11 protein-coding genes are annotated in these 12289 nt (G+C 70.1%); 4 read left to right on the top strand and 7 right to left on the bottom strand.

What is annotated here, in order from left to right; all coding sequences use genetic code 11:
• Window positions 1-37: 37 nt before the first annotated feature.
• From ACWIHT_RS13215 to ACWIHT_RS13205, 3 genes are all read right to left on the bottom strand, one after another.
• Window positions 38-1939: a rhamnogalacturonan lyase gene (locus ACWIHT_RS13215; protein WP_456167500.1), complete on the bottom strand. Its 1902-nt coding sequence runs from the start codon at window positions 1937-1939 to the stop codon at window positions 38-40.
• Between the two features lie 143 nt (window positions 1940-2082).
• Window positions 2083-2832 carry a class I SAM-dependent methyltransferase gene (locus tag ACWIHT_RS13210; RefSeq protein WP_456167498.1) on the bottom strand — a complete coding sequence of 250 codons (750 nt, stop codon included), beginning with the start codon at window positions 2830-2832 and terminating at the stop codon, window positions 2083-2085.
• A 135-nt stretch (window positions 2833-2967) separates the two neighbouring features.
• Window positions 2968-3273 carry a 4a-hydroxytetrahydrobiopterin dehydratase gene (locus tag ACWIHT_RS13205; protein ID WP_456167496.1) on the bottom strand — a complete coding sequence of 102 codons (306 nt, stop codon included), beginning with the start codon at window positions 3271-3273 and terminating at the stop codon, window positions 2968-2970.
• Between the two features lie 172 nt (window positions 3274-3445).
• Between ACWIHT_RS13205 and ACWIHT_RS13200 the strand changes: the two genes are divergently transcribed.
• From ACWIHT_RS13200 to narJ, 4 genes are all read left to right on the top strand, one after another.
• Window positions 3446-4267 carry a helix-turn-helix domain-containing protein gene (locus tag ACWIHT_RS13200; protein ID WP_456167494.1) on the top strand — a complete coding sequence of 274 codons (822 nt, stop codon included), beginning with the start codon at window positions 3446-3448 and terminating at the stop codon, window positions 4265-4267.
• An 85-nt stretch (window positions 4268-4352) separates the two neighbouring features.
• Window positions 4353-5216, top strand: a complete 864-nt coding sequence (locus ACWIHT_RS13195) for a helix-turn-helix domain-containing protein (RefSeq protein ID WP_456167492.1) — start codon at window positions 4353-4355, stop codon at window positions 5214-5216.
• 83 nt (window positions 5217-5299) lie between these two features.
• Window positions 5300-6115 carry an SAM-dependent methyltransferase gene (locus tag ACWIHT_RS13190; RefSeq protein ID WP_456167490.1) on the top strand — a complete coding sequence of 272 codons (816 nt, stop codon included), beginning with the start codon at window positions 5300-5302 and terminating at the stop codon, window positions 6113-6115.
• 266 nt (window positions 6116-6381) lie between these two features.
• Window positions 6382-6879 carry a nitrate reductase molybdenum cofactor assembly chaperone gene (narJ, locus tag ACWIHT_RS13185; protein ID WP_456167488.1) on the top strand — a complete coding sequence of 166 codons (498 nt, stop codon included), beginning with the start codon at window positions 6382-6384 and terminating at the stop codon, window positions 6877-6879.
• Here narJ and dnaK read toward each other — a convergent pair.
• From dnaK to ACWIHT_RS13165, 4 genes are all read right to left on the bottom strand, one after another.
• Window positions 6876-8753, bottom strand: coding sequence for a molecular chaperone DnaK (gene dnaK, locus ACWIHT_RS13180; protein ID WP_456167486.1), 1878 nt, complete (start codon window positions 8751-8753; stop codon window positions 6876-6878). The two genes, narJ and dnaK, sit on opposite strands and share 4 nt — an antisense overlap.
• A gap of 115 nt (window positions 8754-8868) precedes the next feature.
• Window positions 8869-9294, bottom strand: a complete 426-nt coding sequence (locus ACWIHT_RS13175; protein ID WP_450508526.1) for an OsmC family peroxiredoxin — start codon at window positions 9292-9294, stop codon at window positions 8869-8871.
• A 53-nt stretch (window positions 9295-9347) separates the two neighbouring features.
• A complete protein-coding gene (locus tag ACWIHT_RS13170; RefSeq protein ID WP_456167484.1) occupies window positions 9348-11153 on the bottom strand; it encodes a vWA domain-containing protein in 1806 nt (601 codons plus the stop codon).
• A 19-nt stretch (window positions 11154-11172) separates the two neighbouring features.
• Window positions 11173-12234, bottom strand: a complete 1062-nt coding sequence (locus ACWIHT_RS13165; RefSeq protein WP_456167482.1) for an ATP-binding protein — start codon at window positions 12232-12234, stop codon at window positions 11173-11175.
• Window positions 12235-12289: the final 55 nt, after the last annotated feature.

Raw genomic sequence — 12289 nt, 5'->3', positions numbered from 1 at the left:
AGTCGCCTGTCTCAGGGAGTGCGGTCAGGGAGCCCGGTCAGGGCGTGTAGACAGTCGGCCGTGGTGCAGATGGCATACCGTCGCCGATGTAGAAGCTCGGGTGGGGCGGTTGGTTGTATGCAGTATTTTGCCAGGCCAGGGCCGTGCGGTACTGGGTGTCGTGGAGCAGGGTCGTGATCCTGGTGGTCGTCTCGTACGGCGTGGAGTAGATCCGTAGCGCCATGTTGTCCGTGGTGGGCCAGACGACCTCTTCCCGCCAGTCGCCGAGGATGTCCCCGGAGAGGGTGGGGGTCGCCTTGGTGCTGTTGTTGGAGTGGACGTCGGTGCCGGTCAGGAGGCGGGTGTCGGCGGTTGTGCCGTACTTGTCGATGTGGGTGGAGTCGAGGAGTTCGCGTACCGGGTCGGCGTCCCACCAGGTCAGGAAGTTGGTGCTGGAGGGCTTGCGGGTGGCCACCACCGTGCCCTGGGGGTTGCGGACTCCGCTCTCCGACGCCGACCAGGACTCGGCGCCGGGGCTGCCCGCCCAGATGTCTCCGGAGACGCCCCGGCCGTTGTCGCCGTTGGCGGGTGTGGACCAGATGATCGCGCCGGTCTTCGCGTCCGCCATCCAGGAGGACGGTTTCGAGGAGTCCTCGTCGACCTTGAACTCCTCCAGGCCCGGGCGGGCGGGGTCGAGGTCGCCGACGTGCAGGGCGTCGCCGTGGCCGTTCTTGGTGGTCCACAGGCCGTAGCCGTTGTCGTCGACGGCCATCGAGCCGTAGACGATCTCGTCCTTGCCGTCGCCGTCGACGTCGGCGATCGCCAACTGGTGGTTGCCCTGGGCGTCGTAGCCCTTGCCGGTGTTGGTCGAGGAGTTGGTGTCGAAGGTCCAGCGGCGGGTGAAGGCGCCGTTCCGCCAGTCCCAGGCGGCGATGACGGTGCGTGTGTAGTAGCCGCGCGCCATGATCAGGGAGGGGCGGGAACCGTCCAAGTAGGCGGTACCGGCGAGGAATCGGTCGACGCGGTTGCCGTAGGAGTCGCCCCAGGAGGAGACCGTGCCGCGGGCCGGGACGTAGTCGACAGTGCTCATCGCCTTGCCGGTCCGGCCGTCGAACATGGTCAGGTACTCGGGTCCGGACAGGACGTAGCCGCTCGAACTGCGGTAGTCCGCCGTCGAGTTGCCGATGACGGTGCCCGTTCCGTCGACGGTGGCGTCGGCCGTCTTCATGGCGACCTCGGCCTTGCCGTCGCCGTCGTAGTCGTACACCTGGAACTGTGTGTAGTGGGCGCCGGAGCGGATGTTGCGGCCCAGGTCGATGCGCCACAGGCGGGTGCCGTCGAGTCTGACGCCGTCGAGGATGGTGTTTCCGGTGTAGCCGGACTGGGAGTTGTCCTTGGCGTTGGTGGGCTGCCACTTGAGGACGAAGTCGAGTTGGCCGTCGCCGTCGAGGTCGCCCACGGAGGCGTCGTTGGCCTCGTAGGTGTAGGCGACGCCGTCGGGGGTGGTGCCGCCTGCGGGCGGGGTGATGGGGACATCCTTGTAGCCGGTGCGGAACTGGATGGCGTGGACGGAGTCGGCCTGTTCGACGCCGCCGACGATCGCGCGGACCGTGTAGTCGGCCTGGGCGGGCGCGCCGGCGTGGAAGTAGTTCGTGGAGCCGCTGATCGGGGCGGAGTTGACCTTCGTACCGGCGCGGTAGACGTTGAAGGAGACGGTGTCGGAGTCGGTGCCGAGCCAGCGCCAGCTGACCAGATTGCCGCTGTCGGTGTGGACGCTGACGACGCCCCGGTCGAGGGCCTCGACCTGGCGGGCGGTGGCGGCCTGGGCGATTGTGCCGCTGGTGAGACCGGCGAGGACCAGGGCCGCGGCGGCGGTCAGTGCGGAGAGTACGGCCCTTCGTCCGCGGGACCGGTGCGGCGGGCGCGGGTGCGGGCGCACTTGCGGGTGCGGGTAGCTCACGTGACGTACCTCCTGGGAGGACGGACGGGTTCCGTGCTCTCAGTCGTCGCTGCCGGTGGGCAAGTTGCCGTGTCTTTCGGCCAGTTCGGCGCGCCGCTCGGGCGGGCGAGGGGCGCGTCGGGTGGTCGACTGGACGACGGACCTCACCCGGCCGGGGGCTTCCTGAAGGCCAGGATCGTGAACTCGGGGTCCGGGCGCGGCCGTTCCTGGTCCGGCAGCAGTCGCAGTCGCTCGGCGAACCGTTCGGTGAGCGGTTCGCCGGGCGGCAGCATGGTGAACCAGCCGCGTCGCAGGTCCGCGACGGTGCTGCGGGGGCTGCGGCCCTGGCCGTGGCCGCGGAAGCGGGCCGTGCCCGCCGGGTGCAGGCCCTGCTGGGCCGCGTAGGCGCGGATGTGGTCCGGTCGGTCCTGGGCGGGGCGGCGTGGGCGCGGGGCGAGGACGGCGTCGATGTCGCTGCCGACGTCGTGGGCGGCGGCCTTGTCGGCCGTGGTGAGGTACACCCCGCCCGGTCGCAGTACCCGTGCGCACTCCGCGATGATCGCCCCGGCGTCTTCGGGGCCCGTCACGAGGTGCAGTAGCCAGATGGTGGTGACGGCGTCGAACACCCCGTCGGGGAAGGGGAGTTGGCGGCTGTCGGCGAGGAGTACGGCGCCGGGCAGCCGGGTCGCCGCCTTGCGGGCCATGGCGGGTGCGGCGTCCAGGCCGGTGACCCGCAGGCCGGGGCGGGCGGCGGCCAGGCGACGGGTGACGATGCCGGTGCCGCAGGCCACGTCGAGCAGGGCGCGGGCGTCCTTCGGGACGAGGCCGAGTACGGCTTCGGCAGCGGCGGCGGCACGGGGCTCGCCGCCGCGTGTCGCGTCGTAGGCGTCGGCTTCCTTGTCGTAGTCGAGCACGCGCGTTCGTCCTGCCCTTTCCTGTGTCGTGTGTCCTGTGCCGTGTGCCGTGTGTCCTGTGTCGCCGTCGTGGACCGGTCCATGCCCGGAGGACCCGTCCATGTCGTCCGGAGGATCCGTCCCTGTCCCGGGCGGTCAGGTCGCGCCGTGTCCGGGTGCCAAGTCCTCCACTCTGCGGGCGAGTTGGAAGTCCAGGTCGGTGATCGCGCCGCCGACGCTGTGGGTGTTCACGGTGAGGGTGACGGTGTTGTAGCCGAGGGTCAGGTCGGAGTGGTGGTCGAGTCCCTCCTGGACCTGGGCGATGTGGACGACCATCGCGGTGGCCGCGAAGTGGGTGCCGAGCCGGTAGGTGCGGGTGAGGCGGTCGGCGTCGGTGGACCAGCCCGGGAGTTCCGCGAGGCGGTCCTCGATCTCCTTCTGCGACAGCGGTGCGACGGGCATGGCCTCGGTCCTTCCTGGGGGGCGGGTCCCTCTTCGGCCACTTCAGCGTGCCACAGGGGGGCGGCCGCGTGCCTGGTCGGAAGAGTGCCCCGGGGTGGGTTCGGTACACGGCTCCCCCGGACGGGTTCCTCGGTTCGTTCACGGGCGGGCCGCTTCGACTACGGTCGTGCGTATGACCATCGTCGCGACCGGTACGGACACCTCCGCGGGCAGGGGTGTCGGCCCGTTGCTGCGTGCCTGGCGGGAGCGGCGGCGGGTCAGTCAGCTGGAGCTGGCGTTGCGGGCCGACTCCTCGGCGCGGCACATCAGCTTCGTCGAGACGGGGCGATCCCGGCCGAGCGAGGAGATGGTGCTGCGGCTGGCCGAGCATCTGGACGTGCCGGTGCGGGAGCGCAACTCCCTGCTGCTGGCGGCCGGTTACGCCCCGCGCTATCCGGAGACCCCGTTGGACGACCCGGCGTTGGGCGCGTTGCGCGAGGGTCTGGAGCGGCTGATCCAGGGCTACGAGCCGTATCCGGCGCTGGTGGTCGACGCCGTCTACACGGTGGTCGCGGCGAACCGGGGCATCACGATGCTGCTGGACGGTGTGCCGGAGTTCCTGCTCCAACCGCCGCTGAACGCCATGCGGTTGACGTTGCACCCCGAGGGCCTGGCGCCGCGCATCCGCAATCTGGGTGAATGGCGCGGGCATCTCCTCGCGCAGATGGAGCGGCAGATCGCGCTGCACCGGTCCGAGCCGCTGCGGGCGCTGTATGAGGAGGTCGCCGCGTATCCGGTGCCGGATGCGGCCGGTGACGAGGCCGAACGGGACGCATCCGTACCGTACTTCGCGTTGCCGATGCGGATCGAGCACGAGGGGCGGGTGCTGTCGTTCGTCTCCTCGATCTCCACGTTCAACACTCCGATGGATGTGACGGTCTCGGAGCTGGCGATCGAGACGTTCCTCCCGGCCGATCCGGCGACGGCCAAGTACCTTCGTGGGCTGGGGGACTGATGGATGATCACCTCCGAACCGCTGAGACGACGGCCGGAACATGGCACACTGCCCCCAGACTTCGGCGCGTATGGGGAGGCGTGGCGTGAGTGAACGGCGGCCCGCGCCCACCGTGGGTCAAGTAGTGCTGGGCAGAAGGCTCCAGGAGTTGCGCGAGGCGGCCGGCATCAAACGCGAGGAGGCCGCGCAGGTCCTGCGGGTGGCTCCGGCGACCGTACGGCGGATGGAGATGGCCGAGGTCGCGCTGAAAGTGCCGTACGTACAGGTGCTGTTGAGCACGTACGGGGTGGCCGACGAGGAGGCCGACGCGTTCGTCGCGCTCACCGAGGAGGCGAATCAGCCAGGTTGGTGGCAGCGGTTCCACGATGTGCTGCCGGAGTGGTTCAGCCTGTATGTGAGCCTGGAGGGCGCGGCCGGGCTGATCCGTTCGTACGAACCGCACTTCGTGCCGGGCCTGTTGCAGACCGAGGACTACGCGCGGGCCGTGATGGAGGCCGGGACGATCGGCCAGACCGGTCCGGAGACCATCGAGCGTCATGTGTCCCTGCGGATGGCACGGCAGAGCTTGTTGGAGCGGGACAATCCGCCGCACCTTTGGGTGATCATGGACGAGACGGTGTTGCGGCGTCCGGTGAGCATGCGCGGTGAGGTGATGCGCGAACAGCTGGACAGGCTCCTGGAGTTCGGCGAGCGCGACCGGGTCACGCTCCAGGTCGCGGAGTTCGAGAACGGCCCGCACCCGGGGACGTACGCCCCGTTCTCGCTGTTCCGTTTCGCCGAACCGGAGCTGCCCGACATGGTGTTCACCGAGTATCTGACCGGCGCCCTGTATCTGGACTCCCGTACCGAGGTCTCCGCGCATCTGGAGGTCCTCGACCACATGACGGCGCACGCCGCGTCCGCACAGCGCACCAAGAAGATCCTGCGGGACTACCGCGAGACCTTCTAGCACGGCCCGGCAGCGCACAGCAGAGCCCGGCAGTACAGCACGGCCCGGCACACCGACCCGAACTCCCGAGGAGACGACACCGCATGACCGGATCCGAAGCCGCGCCCACCCGTATCGACACCAGCCGGCCGCATCCGGCGCGGGTGTACGACTGGTGGCTCGGCGGCAAGGACAACTACCCGGTGGACGAGGAGCTGGCGCGCCGGATCCTCGCCTCGGACGGCACGGCGGTGCGCGGGGCGCGGGCCAACCGCCGGTTCATGCACCGGGCGACGCGCACCGCCGCGATGGCCGGGATACGCCAGTTCCTGGACATCGGCACCGGCATCCCCACCGAGCCGAACCTGCACCAGGTGGCGCAGGGTGTCGCCCCGGACGCGAAGGTCGTGTACGCGGACAACGACCCGATCGTGCTGCGGCACGCGGAGGCGCTGCTGCACGGCGCGCCCGAGGGCAGTACCGAGTACGTGCACGCCGACGTCCGTGACCCGGACACGATTCTGCGGCTGGCCGGCGAGACCCTCGACTTCACGCAGCCGGTCGCGCTGTCGCTGGTCGCGCTCACCCACTACCTGGGCGACGACACCGACGGCGACGACGTGTACGGCCTGATCAAGCGGTACGTCGACGTCCTCGCCCCGGGCAGTTACCTGGTGCTGTCGCAGGTCACCCCGGATCTCAGCCCCGAGGCCATCGCGCAGGCCGCCGAGCACTTCCGGCGCAGCGGCACCCCGTTCTACCCGCGTTCGCTGGCCGAGTTCTCGCGCTTCTTCGACGGCCTCCAGCTGCTCGGCCCGGGCGTGATCGCCGTCTACGGCTGGCGCCCGGAGCCGGAGGACGTGGCCGCCCAGGCGGAGGGCATCGTCCCGGTCTACGGCGGGGTCGCGCTGAAGGCCTGACCCGTACCGCCCGGGAGCCACACCCCGTACGCCCGCGCGCTCTGACCCGTACGGGTGCCGTGAACGGGTGCGCTCCCCTGCCCCGCCCTAGGTTCGACACCACGGGCGAGCAAGGGAGCGCAGGTGACGGACATACGGACACCGCCCGCCGGGGCGGCCAGGGGCCGTGGGACAGACGCGGAATATCGTATACAGGATCCCGTAGCCGCGTGGGGCGAGGCCATCGAACTCGTCGCCGCCGCACAGGTCCGCGCGAGGGAGGTCTGATGCCCTCGGACGCCGTGCTGTACCAGGCGGCCGCGCTGTGCCTGACCTACCCCGACGACGACTTCCGCGCCCGGCTCCCCCTGCTGCGTGAGGCCGCTCCGCAACTGAGGGAGTTCGTCGACCACGCGGCTCTCACCCCGCCCCGGGAACTCGCGGCGCACTACGTGCGGGTCTTCGACTTCGAGAACGGGCACAGCCTGTACCTGAGCCGGTGGCACGACGGCGACACCCTCGGGCGCGGTATGTCCCTGGTCCGCTTCCAAGAGCTCTACCGCGCGCACGGGCTGGAGTTCACCGCTGGGGAGCTGCCCGACTTCCTGCCCGCGGTCCTGGAGTTCACGTCCCGCACCGGCAACCTCGACCTGCTCACCGAGTACCGCGCCGCGCTGGACCGACTCCGCGCCCGGCTGGCCGACTTCGGCACGCCGTACGCCTCCGTCCTGCACGCGGTCCGCGCCACCCTGCCGACCACGCCCGGCGGGCGGCCCGTGAGCTAGGCCGCGCCGCCCTTCGCCTCGCGTTCGTCGTCGACGATCTCCGCGTCGACGACGCCTTCCTCCTCCTGGGGCGAGGTGTGTTCCGTGGGCGTCTCCGCCTGTTCCGTGGGTGACTGCTGGGCGGCCGCCTGGGCGTACATCGCCTGGCCCATGCGCTGGCTGACGGTGGCGAGTTTCTCCACGGCCGCGCGCAACTCCGCGGTGTCCGCCTCGTGTTCGAGGAGAGCTTTCACCTCCGTGGCGGCCGCCGCGACCTCGGACCTGGTGTCGGCCGGGATGCGTTCCTCGTTCTCGCGGACGAACTTCTCGGTCTGGTAGACGAGTTGTTCGGCCTGGTTGCGGGTCTCGGCGGCCTCGCGGCGCCTGCGGTCCTCGTCGGCGTACTGTTCGGCCTCGCGCATCATGCGGTCGATGTCGTCCTTGGCCAGCGCCGAGCCGCCGGTGACGGTCATCTTCTGTTCCCGGCCGGTCGCGAGGTCCTTGGCCGAGACGTGCATGATTCCGTTGGCGTCGATGTCGAAGGCGACCTCGATCTGCGGGACGCCGCGCGGGGCGGGCGGCAGGCCGGTGAGGTCGAAGACGCCCAACTTCTTGTTGTACGCGGCGATTTCGCGCTCACCTTGGTAGACCTGGATGCCGACCGAGGGCTGGTTGTCGGTGGCGGTGGTGAAGATCTCCGAACGCCGGGTGGGGATGGTCGTGTTGCGTTCGATGAGCTTGGTCATGATGCCGCCCTTGGTCTCGATGCCCAGGGACAGCGGGGTGACGTCGAGGAGCAGGACGTCCTTGACGTCGCCGCGGATGACACCGGCCTGGAGGGCGGCGCCGACGGCCACGACCTCGTCGGGGTTGACGCCCTTGTGCGGGTCCTTGCCGGTGAGTTCCTTGACGAGGTCGGTGACGGCGGGCATCCGGGTCGAGCCGCCGACGAGGATGACGTGGTCGACGGCGGAGAGCTTGACGCCGGCGTCCTTGACCGCCTGGTGGAAGGGCGTCTTGCAGCGGTCGAGGAGATCGGCGGTGAGTTCCTGGAACTGGGCGCGGGTCAGTTTCTCGTCGAGGTGCATCGGGCCGTCGGCGGAGGCGGTGATGTAGGGCAGGTTGATCGTGGTCTCGGTGGCCGAGGAGAGTTCGATCTTCGCCTTCTCGGCGCCCTCGCGCAGGCGTTGCAGCGCCATCTTGTCCTTGCCGAGGTCGATGCCGTACTGGCCCTGGAACTTCTTGACCAGGTACTCCATGACCCGCTGGTCCCAGTCGTCGCCGCCGAGGTGGGTGTCGCCGTTGGTGGCCTTGACCTCGATGACGCCGTCGCCGATCTCCAGGAGGGAGACGTCGAAGGTGCCGCCGCCGAGGTCGAAGACGAGGACGGTCTGTTCCTCGCCGCGGTCGAGGCCGTAGGCGAGGGCGGCGGCGGTCGGTTCGTTGATGATCCGCAGGACCTTGAGGCCCGCGATCTCGCCGGCTTCCTTGGTGGCCTGGCGCTGGGAGTCGTCGAAGTAGGCGGGGACGGTGATCACCGCGTCGGTGACGTCCTCGCCGAGGTAGGCCTCCGTGTCCCGCTTCAGTTTCTGCAGCACGCGCGCGGACAACTCCTGGGCGCGGTACCGCGTTCCGTCGATGGCGCCCGTGTCCGGGAAGCGCCAGTCGGTGTTGCCCATGTGGCGTTTCACGGAGCGCGCGGTGCGCTCGATGTTGGTCACGGCCTGCCGTTTGGCGACCTCGCCGACCAATACCTCGCCGTTCTTGGCGAAGGCCACGACCGAGGGTGTGGTCCTCGCTCCCTCGGCGTTGGCGACGACCGTCGCCTCCCCGCCCTCCAGCACCGCTACCACCGAGTTCGTGGTCCCCAGATCGATCCCGACCGCTCGTCCCATAGCCGTCCCCTTCCGCCAGGCGCTGCCCGATCTCCAGCACAAAACTTGAGTGGCGGAAAGTCAATGCCGCACCCGTTTTCCGGGTGCGGCATCGAGGTGGGAGCGGGGGCCGGGGTCAGGCGGATTCGACCGTCAGCGTGATCGTCGTACCCGCGAGCGCCTGGCTGACCGGGCAGTTCTTCTTGGCGTCCTCGGCGGCGGCCGCGAAGCCGGCCGCGTCCAGGCCGGGGACCTCGCCGCGGACGGTGAGGTGGATGCCGGTGATGCCCTCCCCGGGCTGGAAGGTGACGTCGGCCTTGGTCTCCAGGCGGGTGGGCGGGGTGCCCGCGCCGGTGAGGCCGTGCGACAGCGCCATGGAGAAGCAGCTGGAGTGGGCGGCCGCGATCAGTTCCTCGGGGCTGGTCTTGCCGTTGGCCTGCTCGGCGCGCGACGCCCACGTCACCGGCTGCACACCGATGCCTGACGAGTCGAAGGTGACCTCGCCGCTGCCCTTGATGAGTTCGCCTTCCCAGACGGTGTGTGCGGTGCGCGTGGTAGCCACGGTGATTCCTTTCGACGCGGATGTCCTTCGAGGCCATCCGATCACATTCCGGTTCAGCTCACCCGGAAGACCGGTCCACGCGGGGTGAACGGCAGGCGAGCGCCTTGTGGAATCAGATAGGCGTGCTCGCGCCGCACCCGCAGTACGTCGCACCAGCCGTCGGTGATGACGAGCACGGGAGCCCCCGGCGGGAAGTCGTCGGCACGGTGCAACAGGTCGATTCCGGGCTGGAGTACGGTGCCGCCGCGGCCGTGCACGCGCACCCGGCCCGCGATGTCGGTGACCGGCACATAGCCCGCGTCGTGCGGGGCCGCGTCGCAGAACACGACCCGGGCGGCCGGTACGTCACGGGCCTCGGCGTACGAGGCGATCGCGCCCAGCGCCTTGCCGAGGAGGGTGCGTTCCATGGAGCCGGAGGTGTCGAGGACGACGCCGAAAGTGCAGCGGGCGACCTCCTCCGGCGGGAAATAGTGACCCGCGCGCGGGATGTCGGGAGTGGAGGACTGGCGGCGCGAGGGACGGGCGTACGACCGTACGGGCTCCGGGCGGGGTACGAACTCGTCGAACCAGCGGGCGAGTTGGGCGTCCCAGGGCAGGGGCGGGTGGCTGAGCGCGCGGATCTCCTCGACCAACCCGCCGGGCAGGAAGCCGCGTTCGTGCTGCTGGTGCAGGTCCAGGCCGCGGGCGAGGCCGCGCCGGTAGAACTCGTCGAGGTCGACGTAGTCGCGCGGACTGCCGAGCGGGCCGCCGAGGATGTCACCGGCGCCCTTGCCGCGCAGGGTGGCCAGGCGGCGGGTGCGGCGCAGGTCGGCGGTGATCTGGTCGTAGACCTCCTCGGCGGAGAGGTCCTTCAACTCCGGGTCGTACAGCAGGCCTTCGGGCATCGTGCCGATGTCCATCTCGCGCAGCCAGCCGTTGATGACGTAGTCGGCGGCGATGTTGAAGAGGAACGAGTCGCGGGTGCCGCAGCGGTCGCCGTGGCGCAGGGCGGCGTGCAGCATCTCGTGGGCGAGGACGAACCGCCATTCCTCGTCGCCGAATTGGCGCAGCGGGTTGATGTAGATCTCGGCGGCCTCGGTGTCGACGGCGGCGACGGAGATGCCGTGGGCTCGGGCGATTTCGGCGTCGGCGACGAGGGTGATACCGGCCGCGATGCCGCCGAGCAGCGGGTAGTTGGAGACGAACCAGCTCAACGCCCGTTCCCAGGGCTGGAGTCGGGTCGGGCCGCCGTACATCGAGTCGCGGCGACCGCCGGCGAGGTCCATGGCGACGGACATGGTGCGGGTGAGGGCGCTCGCGAAGGCGATCTGCCAGTCGACGGGAGTCCCGGGCCAGCCGTGCCACGGTACGAGCCGTTGGTCGGGCGCGCTGCCCGCCGTACCGCAGTGTTCGTAGGCGGCCGGGATGCCGTCGCGGCGCCAGCGGGCCGCGAGTTGTTCCTCGTCGCCCGAGGGGTAGGCGGCGGGGAGGTCTTCGGGGGTGCGGCCGATGGGGAAGGTGAGCAGGAAGCGGTTGACGACGACGCAGCGGGCGGCGAGGTCGAAGCGGTCGGGCTGTTCGCGCTCGCCCTTGGCGCCGGGTACGTGGCCGAAGCCGAGGTGGATGAGCGCGTGCGCGATCGCCCAGGCCCATTCGACGGGTTCGGCGAGCCGGGTGGGGTGCGCGTGGAGATACCCGTTGGAGTTGACGAGCACGAGCCCGTCGAGGGGCGCGGCCCGGCAGTCCTCCTCCCGGCACAGTTCGAAGTCGATCGCGGCGAGCGCGGGGTTGGCCCACACGAGCTTCAGCCCCGCCGTGAACGCCTCGGTCGCCGGGTCGGGCTTCTTCTTCTCGGGGTCCTTCTTGCGGGTACGGCTCATCGGGGCGCCTTCGCGGTGGTCATCGGCGTGCCTCCACCAGCCGGGGCATGTCCCGGGCCGCCTCCACCAGGAACCAGGCCGGGAGGACCGGGTTGCCGTCGTCGTCCGAGGCGATGACGCTCTGCGCCACCTCGACGGAGATCTCCGCGAGTTGGACGAGGAGGGACTTGGCGCGGTACGCGGTCTGGCGGCCGTTCGCCGACAAGTGGTCCTTGCTGGCGGGGAGTTCCTTGATGAGGCGGCCCCGGAAGGACTCGGCGAGGTAGTAGAGGAGGTCGCGGTCCTCGGTGCGGTTCGGCCAGCGGGCGTCGCCCTTGAGGACGGCCTCGATGCCGAAGCGGCTGCGCACGATCTTGACGTAGCCGCAGAACGCGACCGCGTGCGCCGGCGTCAGCGTCCCGTGCGCGATGACCTTGAGGGTGTCCTCGTCGAGGTCGGGCCCGAAGGAGCCGAGCGCGTCGGAGAGCATGTGCCAGGAGCGGGGCGTGGAGAAGGGCTCCTCGGTCTTGGGCGGCTTGGACCACAGGTGGTCGGGACGGTCGGTGAGGTGGTCCAGGATCCACGGGTGGATGCCGTTGGCGGCCGCCCACTTGAGCCAGTCCTTCGGGGACGCCTCCAGGTGGACGTGGGTGAGGCGGTTGATCAGCGCGGAGGCGATCGGGCGGGCCAGCGCGTTGTCGGTCGCGCGGTTGCCGGCGCCGATCACGATGGAACCCTTGGGGAGTTCGTAGTTCCCGATCCGGCGGTCCAGGATCAGCGAGTAGAACGCCTTCTGCACATCCGGTGTGGCCGCGTTGAGTTCGTCCAGGAACAGGCAGTACGGCTCGTCGCGCGCGATGGCCTCCGGCGGGCAGAACACCGACCGTCCGTCGCGGATCTGCGGTACGCCGATCAGGTCCTCGGGCGCGAGCTGCGTACCGAGCAGACTGACGCACTCCAGCCCCAGCGCCTCTGCGAACTCCCTTACCAGGGACGACTTTCCGATGCCGGGCGCGCCCCAGAGGAAGACGGGGCGGACGGTCGCGAGACCCAGCAGCAGTTCGGGGATCTTGGCGGGAGTGACAGTGACGGCGGCCTGCAAAGCAGCAACTCCTGAAGGAGGTTGAGGTGGGGAGACTCGAACAGTGTGTGCTCGC

The sequence above is a fragment of the Streptomyces sp. NPDC002276 genome, assembly GCF_053891435.1.
The sequence above is the reverse complement of the archived record's forward strand: the minus strand, read 5'-3'. Positions and strand labels throughout refer to the sequence as shown.